Annotated in this window: 9 protein-coding genes; 2 read left to right on the top strand and 7 right to left on the bottom strand. The window is 63.2% G+C overall.

The features are described from left to right. Positions 1-32 precede the first annotated feature (32 nt). Positions 33-1070: a phosphatase PAP2 family protein gene (locus QAZ47_RS30800; RefSeq protein WP_278231898.1), complete on the top strand. Its 1038-nt coding sequence runs from the start codon at positions 33-35 to the stop codon at positions 1068-1070. 112 nt (positions 1071-1182) lie between these two features. On the opposite strand, the gene QAZ47_RS30795 is transcribed toward QAZ47_RS30800, so the two are convergent. The 4 genes from QAZ47_RS30795 to QAZ47_RS30780 form a co-directional block, all read right to left on the bottom strand. Next, complete coding sequence (locus tag QAZ47_RS30795; RefSeq protein ID WP_278231897.1) at positions 1183-1356, bottom strand: hypothetical protein; 174 nt, start codon at positions 1354-1356, stop codon at positions 1183-1185. Positions 1357-1378: 22 nt separating this feature from the next. Further along, positions 1379-2569 carry an ABC transporter substrate-binding protein gene (locus QAZ47_RS30790; protein WP_347567170.1) on the bottom strand — a complete coding sequence of 397 codons (1191 nt, stop codon included), beginning with the start codon at positions 2567-2569 and terminating at the stop codon, positions 1379-1381. A gap of 140 nt (positions 2570-2709) precedes the next feature. Then, on the bottom strand, positions 2710-3078 hold the full coding sequence (locus QAZ47_RS30785) for a hypothetical protein (RefSeq protein WP_278204690.1): 369 nt from the start codon (positions 3076-3078) through the stop codon (positions 2710-2712). Positions 3079-3150: 72 nt separating this feature from the next. Then, positions 3151-9702 (bottom strand): tandem-95 repeat protein, encoded by a 6552-nt coding sequence (locus tag QAZ47_RS30780; RefSeq protein ID WP_278231895.1) that lies wholly within the window; start codon positions 9700-9702, stop codon positions 3151-3153. Positions 9703-10026: 324 nt separating this feature from the next. Between QAZ47_RS30780 and QAZ47_RS30775 the strand changes: the two genes are divergently transcribed. Then, a complete protein-coding gene (locus tag QAZ47_RS30775; protein ID WP_278231894.1) occupies positions 10027-11001 on the top strand; it encodes a transglutaminase-like cysteine peptidase in 975 nt (324 codons plus the stop codon). Between the two features lie 335 nt (positions 11002-11336). Here QAZ47_RS30775 and QAZ47_RS30770 read toward each other — a convergent pair whose 3' ends face one another. The 3 genes from QAZ47_RS30770 to QAZ47_RS30760 are packed head-to-tail and all read right to left on the bottom strand — an operon-like array spanning position 11337 to position 15407. Continuing rightward, complete coding sequence (locus tag QAZ47_RS30770) at positions 11337-11978, bottom strand: ribbon-helix-helix domain-containing protein (RefSeq protein WP_278204687.1); 642 nt, start codon at positions 11976-11978, stop codon at positions 11337-11339. Further along, positions 11968-13257: an HlyD family type I secretion periplasmic adaptor subunit gene (locus QAZ47_RS30765; RefSeq protein WP_278204686.1), complete on the bottom strand. Its 1290-nt coding sequence runs from the start codon at positions 13255-13257 to the stop codon at positions 11968-11970. Before QAZ47_RS30765 ends, QAZ47_RS30770 begins: the two co-directional genes overlap by 11 nt. 17 nt (positions 13258-13274) lie before the next feature. Further along, a complete protein-coding gene (locus QAZ47_RS30760) occupies positions 13275-15407 on the bottom strand; it encodes a type I secretion system permease/ATPase (protein WP_278231893.1) in 2133 nt (710 codons plus the stop codon). Between the last annotated feature and the right edge of the window lie 15 nt (positions 15408-15422).

The following is a 15422-nucleotide window of genomic DNA, read 5'->3' as shown; positions in this document are numbered from 1 at the left end:
CGTCCTGCCAAGTTAAGCCGGACCTGATCAAAATGCCGACGACAGAGGCTATACTTCATGGCGGTAGCGTAGCCGCCTGGCGCGCGAACAACTCCTTCTACATCGCGATCGCGACTTACATACTCCTTGCGGTTATCGCAGCCGAACATTGGGGAATCCCCATAGACGTGAAGCTTTACAATCAGGGTTTCTGGGTTTTTGGATGCGCTGTAGCAGTCGTCTTGTTTTCGATTATTTCTATCCGCGTAATGCTGAGCAGGCCGGAACGGATATTTCCAGAAATTAAGGCGAAGCTTGCAAAATATCAACTTGGCGAACGAATAATAAGGGGTGTTCCGGTTTTAATTGTGTTCCCGATATTTTTCTCGATTTTTACAAGTATGAAGGAAGGAATAAACAGAATAGTCCCATTTTACTTCGATCAAAAGCTAGTTGAAATTGACAGGTTCATAAATTTCGGTACCGATGCTTGGAGGGTATTTCACCCGGTATTGGGAATAGGAGCCGCGACATTTACAATTAATTTCTTTTATAACCTTTGGTTTGTATTTATGTTTGTGGTTTTATTTTGTGTAATATTCTCCGTGGGCAATGATCGCCTCCGCTCTCGCTATCTGGTGGCTTTTGTTCTGACGTGGGCCATCCTCGGAAATGTCGCAGCGACAATATTTGCCTCGGTCGGCCCAGCCTTCGTCATGCCGTTCTTCGGTGACGGCACCTTTGCTCCGCTTATGGATTACCTCAAGGCTACGAATAACGTCTACCCTGTATGGGCTCTATACGCACAGAACATGCTTCTCACTAATGCAGCATCAGACGGTCCCCGTATGGGTAGCGGGATTTCGGCCTTCCCTTCAATGCATGTTGCCATAGCCATGTTGAACGCAGTCTTCCTCTGGCGTTTTGGCGGTATATTGCGATGGATTGGCGTTGCCTTCCTAATCATGACCCAACTGGGTGCTGTGCACCTAGCTTGGCACTACGCTATTGACGGCTACGCATCCATGCTAGCAACGCCCATCATTTGGATGCTCGCGGGATGGCTCTCAACAAGCACGAAACGTGGCTGAGGCCATTTGATTCTTGGCGACGTTTTCCTTCAAGGCACGACGTTCGCTCGTACCAAACATGGATGCCCACTGAGGTTGCGCGCAAAGGCACAAGTCCGAGCAAAATCGGCAACTATGTCAGGCGCCATTTCCATTGCCGCGCCGGCTTCTTCGGGATGATAGATGGCGGCTCGCCGGATACGGCAGGTGTTGGTGCCTCGAACATCAGCCGTTCCATGAGCGCGACGGCACCGGCTCCCACCGCCCCGACGACGGCCAGAATGAGAAGCTTCTTAAGAAAATCCACCGAACCCCGCCTCCAGTGAAATTCAAAACCCCGAGGTCTGCTTCTCCACCAGCTTCAGCTTGCCCTTTTCGATCCTGAAGAACGGCATCGATCTTTGGCTCGAGCCGTCGGCGCGGAAGCGGAACAGGCCGGTCGAGCCGCGGAAGCCGCTTGCGTTCTCCAACACCTGCTTGGAAAAACCGTTCGGGCCGACCGAGCTCGCAATGCCGGCCGACAGCGCCACCATGTCGTAGGCGTAGGCGACGTTGACGTCGGGCTGGTAATTGTAGGTCGCCTTGAAGCGGTCGGCGATCGGCCCGGTCTCGCCCTGGTCGAGCGTCGCGATATAGGCGCCCTCGTAGAGCGGATCGATCGGCCGCTCCAGCCAGCGGTCGGTGCCGATCAGCGTCACGGCCTTGCCGGGAATGCCTTTCGCCTTCAACGCCGCAAGCACGGGCATCGGGCTGCCGTCGCCGCCGGCCACGATCACGGCGTCGGGCGCCTCGACCAGCGAGCCCATGTCGGACACCACCTTGGCGCCGTCCGACGCCGAATAGGGCAGCGTGACGGCAAGCGCCGCGCCATAGATGCTGAGCGCGTTGCCGACACGGGCCTCGATCGCGCCGGCATTCGAACCCGCCGGCACCAGGAGCACGAATTTCCTGGCGCCTTTGCCGGCCACCGCTGCCGCGCCCGCGGCCGCGCTGTCGGCCTCGCTCAGCCGCACCGAATAGACGCCGGGGCCGCCGGCGAAATTGTCGGCCAGCGCCAGCACCGGCGGCCGCTGCGTGCCGGAGAGCTTGGCGAGGTGCTGCGCCGCCGCGAGCTCGTCCGGCCCGATGATCGCCTTCGCGCCACCCGAGGTGATCGCCTTCACCGCCAGATCCTTGGCATAACCGCTGTCGCCGCGCGTGTCCTCGATCGTCAGCGTCAACAGCTTGTCGCCGAGATCGGTCATCGCGAGCCTTGCGGCGTCATACATCTTCCGGCCGTCCTCGCCGGCGCTTCCCGGGGCCGACAGCGGCAAAAGCATGGTGATTTTGGTCGGGCCGCTGCCGAGCGTCAGATTGCCCTTCGGCGCGGCGGCGGAGGTGGCGGTCAGCTGCGCGGGCGCCGTGGTGGTGGTGCTGCCGGCCTGGCTTGCCGGCGCGGCGATCGCGGAAGGGTCGAGCACGTCCGACGCGCCGCTCTTCGACTGGCAGCCGGCCGCGGCAACGACAAAAGCGAGTGCCAAGGCCAACGGGCACCTGCGCCGGAAACCAGTTTGCGGCGCCGCGTCGGCATGCACGAAGCCGAACGCCGGGCGCGCGAAAACACTCGCCCCCGCCCAGGCTCCCATGTCCATCATCGCAGCCGGTCGGCGCGCCCGTCAGCTCAGTGCATGTACTCGACCATGCGGTCGTGGAAGCACTCGCATTTGTTGAGGTAGTCCTCGTCCTTGTAGTTCGTCTTGAGGTAGCCATAGGCCTTGCCGCAGGCGACCTTGGCTTCCGACGCCCAGACGAAGGCCGGACGCGACGAGTTGATCCATTCCGGACTGTTGGCGACGGCTATCGAGTCGTCCATCAGCTTCACCACCCTGTCCTTGAGCTCGACCATGTTGTCGGTCAGCACCAGGTCGGAGGTGCCGACGGTGCGGCAATAGTTCACCGCCGGCTCGCCGATGATGTCGGCGGCAAAGCCGGTCGATCCAGCCAAGAGCAGCGCCGTGACTGATGCCAAAAGTCTTGCGGAATGTCTCATGTAAGCCCCTCTTCGAATTGCGAATTCATGCGTTGCTTATGCATAGCATGGGAGTGTGGCTGCGTATAAGCATTAAATCGTGGTTGTGTGCTGTGTATGCGTGCTGTCATCGTAAAGTATCGTGATGGTGGCAGGCGGGTTCGTGAGTTGCGCCACGTCCACGAAATTGGCACCGCCGGTCGTGCCGTTGGCGTCGACGCTCACAGTGCCGTTGGTATAGTGCACGTAGTCGCTGATGTTGCCGGCAGGCGCCGTCTCGAACAGCGCGGTCAGGTCGATCTTGTCTCCTTCGCCACTATGGTAGTCGGTGATGAGATCCTTGATGTTCAGTTCGAGGTGGTCGAGCTTGAACGTGTCGGCGCCGGTGCCGCCGGTGAGCGTGTCCGCCCCTGCGCCGCCGATGAGAAGGTCGTTGCCGGCTCCGCCGTCGATGATGTCGTTGCCGCCTCGGCCGATGATGACGTCGTTGCCGCCATTGCCATAGAGGTGATCCACGCCGGATGTGCCGTAGATCTGGTCGGCCGTAGCGCCGCCATTCACCGTGATTCCGGGATCGCCCGGATCATGCGAGAAGAACGAGAAGTTGACGGTACGCGCCTGGTAGTTGCCGCCATTGTTGTCGAAATAGGACAGCGTCCAGGTATCGTTGACCGACGGCGGATGCGTGATCAGGTAGGCAGCAAGCGTCGTGCTCGTCGCATTGCCGCTGGCGTCGAGCAAGTAGATGTGGTCGTAGTCGACGGTGGCCTTCATCAAACCGGTCGTCGGATCGTAGAACCAGCTCTGCTCGAACGTGCCTGGACTTGTGTCGTCCTCGACGATCGCAAAACGGTCCGTGCCGATTCTCACCTCTACCTGCACTTCCTGTTCGCGGTGCGAGCCTGCGCTGCTATCGCCATAAACGCCCGGATTCCGCTCGCTCACTGGAATTGGCGTATTGAACGGCGATTCCTGGAAATCAGTATAGACAACAATGGTCGAGCCGTGCGGATCGGCCGTGATCGCATTTACAGTCGCCTGCGACAGGTGGAGCGTTGCAACCTGATCGTTGCCCGAGGTCAGCGGGCTATTGCCATTGCCGATCTGCGAGGTGTCGCTGGGCAGGCTGGTCGGCGGTACTTCATGGATACCGACCGTCTGATTGACATGGACCGTGCCGTCATAGACGTCGAGCGAAAGATTGGTATTGACCGTGTCGTTCTGCGTCGCCGTGGGCCGGTAGACTAGGTCGTCCAGCAGGTTGATGCCACTCGACGGATCGTAGAGCACCGTGCCGGTGGTCAGCGCGACATAGCTCGTGCCGTTGAAGTAGAACACGCCGGCAGGGATCGCGCCGGTCGCGGTGACGACGAGGTTGTCGCCGTCGGCGTCGGTCGGGACATTGACCAGCAGCGGGTAGCCGTCAGGATAACTGGGCGTGCCCGTCTGCTGTGACGGGTCACTCGACATCCAGTTCTCGGTGTTCGCGACGACCGGCGGATCGTTGACGTCCGTCAGGTTGATGGTCAGGGTCGTCGTCGACAGGTCGCCGTCACCGTCCTTGATCGTGTAGACGAAGACGTCGGTCGTGTTTGCGTTGATGCTGTGCGCCGTCGATTGATAGGTATACGAGCCGTCGGCGTTGAGGTGCAGCGTGCCGTGCAGACCGATAATATCGGTGTTGACGCCGCCGCTTACCGCTGTCGTTGTGTCGCCTCCTGCGGCCCGCACGCCGTCGATGGTGGCACCGTCCGCGCCGCGGACATCATTGACCAGAACGCCGGCCGCCGCGAGCACGGTGAGTAGCGCACCTTCGTTGACGTTGCCGGTATCGGCATACGCCGTCGGCACGTCGTCGACGATGTTGACGGTGATGGTGCCGGTGGTTGTGTTGCCGACGCTGTCGGTGACCGTATAGGTGAAGTTCTCCAGGCCCGAGATGGTCTGGGCGCCGTCATTGGCCTGCGCGTTGAGGTGATTGCTGGTCAGCGTGTAGACGTAGCTGCCGTCGGCGTTGATCTGGATGGTGCCGTAGGTGCCGACGATGGTCTGCGCCGTGTAGGTGAGCGCGCCGACGCCGCCCGAGGCGTTGAGCTGGTTTGAGGCATCGGTCTCGGTCGCCAGGTTCGGCAGCGAGCCGGTCACGGTTCCGTGCGTCAGGTCGGCGCCGGTGGTTGTGGTGTCGAGCGCGGCCTCGTTGACGGTGGCGTCGTTGTCGGCCGGCGCGACCAGCCCGGCATCCGCCAGGTTGATGGTCAGCGTGGTGGTCGACAGGTCGCCGTCGCCGTCCTTGATGGTGTAGACGAACACGTCGGTGGTCGCCGAGGAGATGGCGTTGGCTGTCGACTGGTAGGTGTAGGAGCCGTCGGCGTTGAGGTGCAGCGTGCCGTGCAGACCGATAATATCGGTGTTGACGCCGCCGCTTACCGCTGTCGTTGTGTCGCCTCCTGCGGCCCGCACGCCGTCGATGGTGGCGCCGTCCGCGCCGCGGACATCATTGACCAGAACGCCGGCCGCCGCGAGCACGGTGAGTAGCGCACCTTCGTTGACGTTGCCGGTATCGGCATACGCCGTCGGCACGTCGTCGACGATGTTGACGGTGATGGTGCCGGTGGTTGTGTTGCCGACGCTGTCGGTGACCGTATAGGTGAAGTTCTCCAGGCCCGAGATGGTCTGGGCGCCGTCATTGGCCTGCGCGTTGAGGTGATTGCTGGTCAGCGTGTAGACGTAGCTGCCGTCGGCGTTGATCTGGATGGTGCCGTAGGTGCCGACGATGGTCTGCGCCGTGTAGGTGAGCGCGCCGACGCCGCCCGAGGCGTTGAGCTGGTTGCTCGCGTCGGTCTCGGTCGCCAGGTTCGGCAGCGAGCCGGTCACGGTTCCGTGCGTCAGGTCGGCGCCGGTGGTTGTGGTGTCGAGCGCGGCCTCGTTGACGGTGGCGTCGTTGTCGGCCGGCGCGACCAGCCCGGCATCCGCCAGGTTGATGGTCAGCGTGGTGGTCGACAGGTCGCCGTCGCCGTCCTTGATGGTGTAGACGAACGTGTCGGTGGTCGCCGAGGAGATGGCGTTGGCCGTCGACTGGTAGGTGTAGGAGCCGTCGGCGTTGAGATGCAGCGTGCCGTGCAGGCCGGCGATGTCGGTGCCGGCGCCGGTGGTCACCGCGGTCGTGGTGTCGCCGTTCGCCGCGCGCACGCCGACCACGCCGCCGCCGATGGCAAAGCCGTCGGCGCCGGCCACGTCGTTCGACAGCACGCCGGCCGCCGCCGTCACCGTGAGCAAAGCACCTTCCGTGACGGCGTTGATGTCGGCATACGCCGTCGGCACGTCGTCGACGATGTTGACGGTGATGGTGCCGGTGGTTGTGTTGCCGACGCTGTCGGTGACCGTGTAGGTGAAGTTCTCCAGGCCCGAGATGGTCTGGACGCCGTCATTGGCCTGCGCGTTGAGGTGATTGCTGGTCAGCGTGTAGACGTAGCTGCCGTCGGCGTTGATCTGGATGGTGCCGTAGGTGCCGACGATGGTCTGCGCCGTGTAGGTGAGCGCGCCGACGCCGCCCGATGCGTTGAGCTGGTTTGAGGCATCGGTCTCGGTCGCCAGGTTCGGCAGCGAGCCGGTCACGGTTCCGTGCGTCAGGTCGGCGCCGGTGGTTGTGGTGTCGAGCGCGGCCTCGTTGACGGTGGCGTCGTTGTCGGCCGGCGCGACCAGCCCGGCATCCGCCAGGTTGATGGTCAGCGTGGTGGTCGACAGGTCGCCGTCGCCGTCCTTGATGGTGTAGACGAACACGTCGGTGGTCGCCGAGGAGATGGCGTTGGCCGTCGACTGGTAGGTGTAGGAGCCGTCGGCGTTGAGATGCAGCGTGCCGTGCAGGCCGGCGATGTCGGTGCCGGCGCCGGTGGTGACCGCGGTCGTGGTGTCGCCGTTCGCCAGGCGCACGCCGACCACGCCGCCGCCGATGGCAAAGCCGTCGGCGCCGGCCACGTCGTTCGACAGCACGCCGGCCGCCGCCGTCACTGTGAGCAAAGCACCTTCGTTGACGTTGCCGTTATCGGCATACGCCGTCGGCACGTCGTTGACGATGTCGATGGTGAGCGTGGCGGAGGCGGGATCGCCGTCGGAGTCCACGACCTGGACGGCGAAGTCGTCATGGGTGCCGTTACCAGAGGTGCTGTCGAGCAGCGTGTAGGAATAGGTGTAGCCGGTCGCCGGCGTGCCGGTGATGGTCAGGTCGCCGTACTGGCCATGCACCAGGCCGCCATTGGTCACATCGACCTGGTTGTTGTCCTTGTCGGTCAGATAGAGGTGGCTGATCGTGTCGCTGCCAGTGGTGATCGTCAGCGCGCCCGTCGTCGTCTCGCTGGTGTCGCTGTTGTTGGCGCCGTCGCCGTCGGCGGTCTCGCCCGAGCCCGCCGGCAGGCCGTCATGCGGCGGAAGGCCGGCTTCGTTCGCCGCGCTGTGGCCGGACACGTCGGGATTGTCGGGCGTCACATCGATGGTGGGCGTCGAATCTTTCAGCAGGTTGATCGTCACCGTCGCCACCGACGGGTCGCCGTCGCCGTCGACGATCTGGTACTGGAACGTCACCGTGCCCTGTTCGCCGGCGGCCGGCGTGTAGGTGAAGGTGCCGTCATTGTTGTAGGTCACCGCTCCGGAGCCGGTCAGCGAGTTCGCCACCAGGCTGACCTTGGTCGCATCGGCGACGTTGACGCCGTCCGCGCCGGGCACGTCGTTGGCGGACACGTTCACCGTCACGGCTGCGTTCTCGCTCGCCTGCGTGGCGCTGTCGTTCGCTGCATGCGGCACGTCGTTGACGATGTCGATGGTGAGCGTGGTGGAGGCGGGATCGCCGTCGGAGTCCACGACCTGCACCGCGAAGTCGTCATGGGTGCCGTTGCCCGAGGTGTTGTCGAGCAGCGTGTAGGAATAGGTGTAGCCGGTCGCCGGCGTGCCGGTGATGGTCAGGTCGCCGTACTGGCCGTGCACCAGGATGCCGCCGGCCGCATTGGTCACCTCGATCTGGACGTTGTTCTTGTCGGTCACATAGAGGTGGCCGATCGTGTCGCCGCCCGTGGTGATGTTGAGCGAACCTGTCGCGGTCTCGCTCGGGTCGCTGTTGTTGGTGCCGTTGTTGTCGGCGATTTCGTCCGAGCCCGCAGGCTCGATGCCGCGCGCCGGAAGGCCCGCTTCGTTGACGCTGGTGTCGGAGCCCGCGCCGATCTCGATCGTCGGCGTCGAGTCGTTCAGCAGGTTGATCGTCACCGTCGCCACCGACGGGTCGCCGTCGCCGTCGACGATCTGGTACTGGAACGTCACCGTGCCCTGTTCGCCGGCGGCCGGCGTGTAGGTGAAGGTGCCGTCATTGTTGTAGGTGACCGCTCCGGAGCCGGTCAGCGAGTTCGCCACCAGGCTCACCTTGGTCGGATCGGCGATGTTGACGCCGTCCGCGCCGGGCACGTCGTTGGCGAACACGTCCACCGTCACGGCTGCGTTCTCGCTCGCCTGCGTGGCGCTGTCGTTATGCGCCGTCGGAACATCATCGACGATCCGCACCGACAGCGTGCCGGGAGCGGAGACGTCGCCATCGGTGTCGGTGACCGTCACCGTCATGTTGTCGAAAATGGAATCGGTGCCTGCGCCGGGGTGGGTCTTGCCATGCTCCAGCGTGTAGCTGTAGCTCACCTGGCCGGTCGCGGCGTCGTAGCCGTTGATGGTCAGCGTGTTGCCGAGCGGCGTGGTGATTTCGATCGGCGTCGACGCGCTGTTGGCAAGGGCGGCGCCCGAAATCACCTGGCCGGCGATGGTCAGCGAGCCGACCCCGTCGGGGGAGGAGATAGTGAAGGTGCCCGTGTTGTGTTCGGAGGGGTCGCCGTCGACGCCCGGCGCCGCCACCTCGCCGGAACCTTCCGGCAGGCCTTTTTCATTGACGATGGTGTCGCCGCCGCCGGCCTCTGGCGTCAGGTCGATGATCGACGGCGTCGAGTCGGGCAGAAGGCCCGGGAACAGCTCGCGATGGTCCGGCTGGCCGAACGCCAGGTCCGTCGGCGGCAGCAGCGAGGTCAGGCCGAAGCCGTCGCCGATCCCGCCTGCGGGATGCTCGAAATTGCCGCCGGCGCTGCTCGGCGAGCCGTTTCCGCCGGCCGAGATCGAGCCGTCGGCGCCAAAGGCGACATCGACATGGCTCGCTTCAAGAGCGGCGATTAGGGCGACGCGCGGCACCTCGACATCGCCGATGATGAAGGTCGGCACGTTCAGCGCGCCGTCCTTGATGACGATCTCGGATCCGTCGGGCTGCTGCAGCACGAGGTTGTGCCCTTCGACCTTGATGTTGTCGATCGACACATTGGCCGGAAGCTTCACGACATTGCCGGCGTCGGCGTGATATTCATGCGGAACGTTCGAGGCCGCGGCATTCGCCGCCGGCGCGTTTGCGGCAGGAGCATTGGCGTCCGCCGCCGGCTTGTTCGCACCCTGTGCATTGTCGGCGCCCTGTGCCGGCGCGCCTTTGCCGACATCGACCGGCACCGGCTCGCCCGCGGGCTGGCCGCTGGCGGCCTGGGCGACTTGCACGCCCGCCGGGATCGGATGTTCGCCAACGGTCGAGTGGTCGTCCCAGGAATTGGAAACGGCGTCGAATTCGATACTGGTCGTCATAGCTCAAGCCCCCTTCGGCATTTCCCGGAAAGAGACATGCGAGGCCCGAACTTTGCAACAGAGCTTCAACTTATTTCATATACTCGAATATGTAGAGATTTGCATTTTTTACACTTGGTAAATCCGCATGATATATGCAGTTATGTATTCTCCGAAACCGCGCCGGATCAATTTCGGAGCGCGAATCAGGTTTGGTAAATAGAAGTATAAATTTGAATAAAATTTGATAGAAAACAGAATAGATTGATTCGCGGAAATTTTCCCACCTTCCTTTCCGATAATTTGAGACAAGATTGGTAGCGTCCACAGTCAAAGGTGGGCGTTATGAAAATACAAAAGACTGCCCCGGGGGTGTCGGGGATCAAGGTTCTGCTGCTGGCCATTGGCTTCGCGGGGGTGGCGAATCAGTCATCCGCCAGCACGATCTCCCTGGCAAATCCGACCCCTCAGACGGTGTTTGCGCCAGCCATTCTCGGCGGCGTTTCGCTGAGCAGGCCGCAGCCCTGGCAGCCGGCCGCCGCCTACCGGATAACCGGCGTCGTCGGCGCTTACGGACCCCTCGACGCTTACCCGGCGGCGGGTTCTTCGGGCGGTGGCATCGACCCGAGCCAGGTTGACCCGATCCAGACTGGGGCGATCATCCCCGGCGTGTTCGGCTCGGTGGCCTTGTCCATGCACAACTTCCCGGTCGCCGCGCGTTGGGCTCCTGTCTACAAGGCCATCGTCGACTGCACGGCCGGAAGTCTCTGCGATCGTGAGAACGCTGCGTTTGGCGAGATCATCGACATTGCCGGCAGCAAGGGCTTCCGCGACAAGCTGGCCTTCGTCAACAGCAGCATCAACCGGCTGATCGCCTATCGCAGGGACAGCGTCGTCTACGGCAAGCTCGACTACTGGGCGAAGCCGTCGGAAATCCTCGAACATCGTGCCGGCGATTGCGAGGATTTCGCCATATTGAAGATGGCGGCGCTGCTCCGCGCCGGCATCCCGGCGCGGAGCATGTCGCTCGTCGTGCTGCAGGACCGCCGCCGGAAATTCTTTCATGCCGTGCTGTCGGTGAGCACGGGAAGCGGCACCTTCATCCTGGACAGCCTCAGCAACAACGTGGCGATGGATAGCGACCTGCCCGACTACGTTCCGCTCTACTCCTTCAGCACCGATCGCGCCTGGATCCACGGATCGAAGTCGGGCGCGCAGATCGCCGATATCGCCGGCGGCTTCGACACGGTCGCGCCGGGCGAGGGCGCTTCGCCTGAGGTGGCGGTGATGCCAGCGAGTTCCAGTCCTGGTGCGAATTAGGTCGCTTGTCGGTTAAACTATTCAAGGATAATACCCTGGAACCTTCGCGATTGGCCGAAGCCCTTCCAACGTCGTCATCGTCGGGCGTAGCGATGCGAAGCGGAGCGAAGACCCAAGGATCCATGCCGTGACATTCGCCGAAGTGTGCAACGGAGCAGAATTCTGCACCGTTGGCAGAGCGTTAATGTAACGGCATGGGCCTCGGGTCTGCGTCGCGTCGCTTCGCTCCTCGCTCCGCCCGAGGATGACGAAGTGACAGGCGTCCCGGCTAATCTCCGGCGCATACGATCTGCCAACGCAACACCGTCCGCGTCGTCAAATGCTGCGCTTGCGACCTACCCGTTGAAGACGAACGCCATCAAAAGCTCCGGCTCGGCAACCGGCGCGCGCACGGCGCTGAGCTGGCCGCGGTAGCGGCGCTCGCCGGCGCCGATGACGAAGCCCGTGGTGACGGGCGTCTCGCTGTTGGCATCGAGGCGGGCGAAGATGTCGGTGACGTTGAGGTCAAGTGCCAGCTTGAGGTCCTGCCTGCCGTCGTCGCCCGGTGCGTTCGGCAATTGCCGCCTGACCAATTGCTGGAACGGCGCGTTGAACGTCAGGATCTTCTTCGACGACGACAGCGCGAAGGCGGGCGAGGGGCAGGCGACCAGGATCGCGTTGATCGTCCGGATCGAGGCGAGCTTGCGCAATTCCATGCTTTCCTCGGCGAGGCCCCGCATGCACGCGACCCGGATCGCCGAGGTGAGGTTGCCCTGGTCGGGATGATTTTCGGCAATCTCTTCGACCAGCATGCCGATCGTGCATTTGCGGCTTTCGGCCATCTGCTTCAGCGACACCCAGAAGGCGCGCTCCAGCCGGATGCCGCGGCGCACGCCGCCACGCGCCACGACCCGGAACTCAGGGCCGAAATCCTCGGCCGCGAGCGACGGCAGCAGCCGTTCGCGCGGAGCGTCGGGGCGGGCGGCGCTATCGCTCACTCATCGCCTCCTGACGCGCCTTGTTGATAGGCTTCAAAAGATAGTTGAGGATCGTCTTGCGTCCGGTCTTGATGTCGACCGAGCAGATCATGCCGGGGATGATCGAGTAGGTCTTGCCGTTCCTTTGCAGCGTGGATTTCTCGGTCGCGACGCGCACCTGGTAATAGGGCTCGCCCGTCTTCTGGTCGACAAGGCTGTCGGCGGTGATGTTGGAGACCTTGCCTTCGATACCGCCGAAGATCGAAAAATCATACGCCGTGACCTTGATCAGCGCGTCCTGGTCCGGCTGGATGAAGGCGACGTCGCGCGGCGAGACCCGCGCCTCGACAAGCAAGGTCTCCGATGTCGGCACGATGCCGGCCACCACCGCGCCGGGCTGCACGAAGGAGCCGAGCGTGTTGACATCGAGCGTGTTGACGATGCCGTCGACAGGCGAGCGTATGTCGGTCCTCGCCACTTTGTCGGTGGCGCCGCGGATGGTTTCGTCCACCACCGACAGGTCGGCCAGCGCCTGCGTCAGGTCGCTCAACGCCTCCTGCTGCAGCTGCAGGCCGAGTTCGTTGACCTGGAGCTGCGCCTCGGTGATCGCCGCCTGCGTCTTCTTGATCGTCTCGCCCGCGAGGTTGAGCTGTCCGTGCAGGTCGGCCTGCTCGCGCTCGACGCGGATCTGCTCGGTCTTGGCCATCAGCCCCTTCTTGACCATCGATTCGACCAGCGCCGTTTCCTGATCGCTGACGGCGAGGCTCTTGGACAGGCGATCGGAATTGGCGGTTGCTTCGTCCAGCTCCTTCTCGCGCTGATCGAGACGCGACTTGAGCACCGACAGCTTCACCTCGAAATTCTCGCGGCGGGCGACCAGCAGCTTCTGCTCGTTGTCGCAGATTTCCGGCGCGACCTTCTGGATCTCCGCCGGACAGGGAAACGACCCCTCGACATTGCCGCTCTGCTCATACTTCAGCCGCGCGATGCGCGCCTGCAGCGCCCGCGCCTTGGCCTGCTCCTCGCCAAGGCTCGATGTATTCCCGGAGTTGTCGAGCCGGATGATCAGGTCGTTCTTCTTGACGGTCTGGCCGATCTTGACGGCGATCTCCTGGACCACGCCGGCCTCGGTCGCCTGGATGATCTGCGTCTTGGAGGCGGGAATGACCTTGCCGTCGCCGCGCGCGATCTCGTCGACCTCGGCAAAGGATGCCCAGGCGGTGAAGGCCACGAACAGTGCCCCTATGATGTAGACGGACGCCGATGCGAAAAGCGGCGGCCGATCTTCCCTTGCAAACATTCCCCAACGCGCCCCAGTCAGGCATTCGCCTTTTGCAATGCCTGGATGACTTGTTCCTTCGCTCCGTCCGCGACCACGCGGCCCTGCTCGATGACGATGAGGCGGTCGACCAGCTCCAGCATGCTGTAGCGATGGGTCGACACGATCAGCGTCGTGTTGCGGTCGAACGCGACCTTGAGCTGTTTGATCAATTGCCGTTCCGAGGCGAGGTCCATCGAACCCGACGGCTCGTCCAGGAAGACGATTTTCGGCTTGGTCAGAAGCAGTCGCGCGATCGCCACCGCTTGCCTCTGGCCGCCCGACAGATTGGTGCCCCGCTCGCCGACATTCATGTCGTAGCCGCGCGGATGCCGCGAGACGAAGTCGTCGACGCCCGCGGCTTTCGCGGCATCGATGATCTCCTCGTCGGTCGCCTCCGGAGCGGCCATCAGAAGGTTTTCCTTGATGGTGCCGGAAAACAGGTCGCCGGCCTGCGCCACGATGCCGACCGCGGCGCGGACTTCCGACGGGTGGTATTGGCGGATGTCGATGCCATCGAGCAGCAGCTCTCCGGAAGTCGGCAGGAAGAGCCGGCCGACCAGTCGCCCCATCGTGGTCTTGCCGGAGCCGATGCGGCCGATGATGCCGATCCGCTCGCCCGGCCTGACGGCAATGTTGAGCCCGCTCAGCACCTCGTTTTCGGTGCCCGGATAGGCGAAGCCGACATTCTTGAACAGCATCGCGCCGCTGCGGATCGGCCGGTTGACGAAGCCGACCGTGTCGGGCCGGTCCTCCGGCTGCGACATGATCGTGTTGACGATCCTCAGCGACAGCATGGCCTGCCGGAAGCGGGAGAGCGTGATGGCGATCTGGCCGAGCGGCGCGACCGCCCGGCCCGCCAGCATGACGGTGCCGATGATCGCGCCCGTCGAGACTTGGCCTTCCGAGAAGGCGTAGGCGCCGGCAACCACCAGAGCGACGGTCACGAGTTGCTGGATGGCGCCCGTGATGTTGCCGGCGGCGGCCGAAAGCTCCTTGATCTTTTCCGACGTATTGGCCGCGTTCTTCGAATGCTCGCCCCATTTGCGCAGCAGATAGGCCTCGGCGCGCAAAGACTTGATCGTCTCCAGCGTGGAGATCGATTCGACCAGAAGCGCCTGGCGCTGCGACGCTTCGTTCATGGAAGCGGCGACCCGCTTGCCGATGCGCCGCTGCGTCACAAGTCCGACGATGACGGCGACAACGAAGGCCACGGCCGGGATGATCACCAGCCAGCCGCCAATGGCGTAGATGACCGCCAGGAAGACGAAGACGAAAGCCGTGTCGATGAACACGCTGATGGTGTTCGAGGTGAAGAACTCGCGCACGAATTCATATTGCGTCACCCGGTTCGCGTATTCGCCGGTCGATCCAGGCCGCGCCGCCAAGGACGAGTTGAGCACCTTCTCGAACAGCAGATAGGAAATCCTGAGATCCGCCTTGCGTCCGGCATAGTCGATCAGCGAGGCGCGGGCCGTCTTCAGCAGGAGATCGAACAGGATGGCCGCGCCTATCCCGAGCGCCAGCACCCAGAGCGTCGAGATCGCCTTGTTCGGCAGGATGCGGTCGTAGACGTTCATGGTGAAGATCGGCGAGGCGATCGCCAACAGGTTGATGAAGATCGCCGACAGCGCGACCTTCGAATAGGTGCGCCAGAAGGCGCCCATCGTTCCGGTCAGCCAATGGCGCCTTTCGATCCTCGGCGCCGTGCCGACCGTCATCTCTTCGGCGGTGTTGGCATAGGTGATCGAGAAGGAGGCGCCGCCGCTGATATAGCTCTCGGCGAGTTCCGATTTGCTGATCGTGGTGCGGCCGTTTTCCTGCGGCGCCGTCAGATATTGCCCGGTCTCGGTCTCGGCGAGCAGCGCAACCGGCGACTGGTTGGCACGGAAGACGATGGCCGGAAGATCGACGCGGCCACGCACGAAATCGCGATGGCCGAACGCCTGCGTCTCGAGGCCGATGCGTTCGGCGAGGTGCCTGATGTCGTCCGGCTCGATGCGCGTCTCCGAGATCGGCACCCCGGCAAACAGCACGGTCTCCGCGCTCGGCCGGCCGAGATAGGCTGCAATCGCCGAGAAGCAGGCTTTGAAAGCCTCCTTGGGCGAGACGATGTTAGGTTGCTGGTTCACGATCCGCCCCGAAGG

It is taken from the genome of Mesorhizobium sp. WSM4904 (assembly GCF_029674545.1).
GTDB lineage: Bacteria > Pseudomonadota > Alphaproteobacteria > Rhizobiales > Rhizobiaceae > Mesorhizobium.
This window is presented reverse-complemented; position numbering and strand designations above follow the sequence as displayed.

Coding starts and splice junctions, on each gene's coding strand:
- QAZ47_RS30800 (WP_278231898.1), top strand. CDS start 33: ATGCCGACGACAGAGGCTATACTTCATGGCGGTAGCGTAGCCGCCTGG.
- QAZ47_RS30785 (WP_278204690.1), bottom strand. CDS start 3,078: ATGAGACATTCCGCAAGACTTTTGGCATCAGTCACGGCGCTGCTCTTG.
- QAZ47_RS30765 (WP_278204686.1), bottom strand. CDS start 13,257: ATGTTTGCAAGGGAAGATCGGCCGCCGCTTTTCGCATCGGCGTCCGTC.
- QAZ47_RS30780 (WP_278231895.1), bottom strand. CDS start 9,702: ATGACGACCAGTATCGAATTCGACGCCGTTTCCAATTCCTGGGACGAC.
- QAZ47_RS30775 (WP_278231894.1), top strand. CDS start 10,027: ATGAAAATACAAAAGACTGCCCCGGGGGTGTCGGGGATCAAGGTTCTG.